1 pseudogene is annotated in these 795 nt (G+C 45.0%); it reads left to right on the top strand.

The annotated features are described in order from the left end of the window. Positions 1 to 795, top strand: a pseudogene (locus C9I86_RS19785) (arginine decarboxylase); the annotation flags it as partial.

Below are 795 nucleotides of genomic sequence, written 5' to 3'. Positions count from 1 at the left end.
ACGATTGGTTCTTCAAGCCTTGGAACGCTGAAACTGTTACAGAAATGAACGGCGACAAAGTTAATTTCGAAGACGCTTCTGTTGAGTCTCTAATGACTATCCAACAGAACTGGAAATTGACTCCTGGCGACAAGTGGCACGGCTTTGACGAAATCGACAATGACTGGTGTATGCTTGATCCAATCAAAGTTAGCTTGCTAACTCCGGGTCTTGATGACAACGGTAACTTCCTAGAAACAGGTGTTCCAGCAGCACTTGTAACTGCATACCTAGGTCGTTTCGGTATCGTACCAACACGTACTACTGACTTCCAAGTAATGTTCCTATTCTCAATGGGTATTACTAAAGGTAAGCGTGACACCTTGATCAACACATTGTTGTCATTCAAGCGTCACTACGATGCCAACGCAGATATCGAAACATTACTGCCTGAGCTAGTTGCTTCTGCTCCTGAAGTTTACCGCGGTCTAGGTCTTAAAGATCTTGGTAACAGAATGTTTGAATACCTAGTACGTCACAACCCAAGCCAAGTGCTAAACCACGCGTACTCAAGCCTTCCAGAAATGGAAGTGAAACCACGTACTGCTTACCAGTTCGTAGTGTCTGATGACGTTGAGTTAGTAGCTTCGGATAAACTTGTTGGTCGCGTTGCAGCGAACTCTGTTATTCCTTACCCACCAGGCATTCCAATGCTTATGGGTGGCGAAAACTTCGGTGATGATACAAGTCCTCAAATCCAGTACTTGAAAGCACTAGAAGCATGGGACGCTGAGTTCCCTGGTTTCGAACACGAAA

Source organism: Photobacterium sp. NCIMB 13483 (genome assembly GCF_003025475.1).
Taxonomy (GTDB): Bacteria; Pseudomonadota; Gammaproteobacteria; order Enterobacterales; family Vibrionaceae; genus Photobacterium; species Photobacterium piscicola.
The sequence above is the reverse complement of the archived record's forward strand: the minus strand, read 5'-3'. Positions and strand labels throughout refer to the sequence as shown.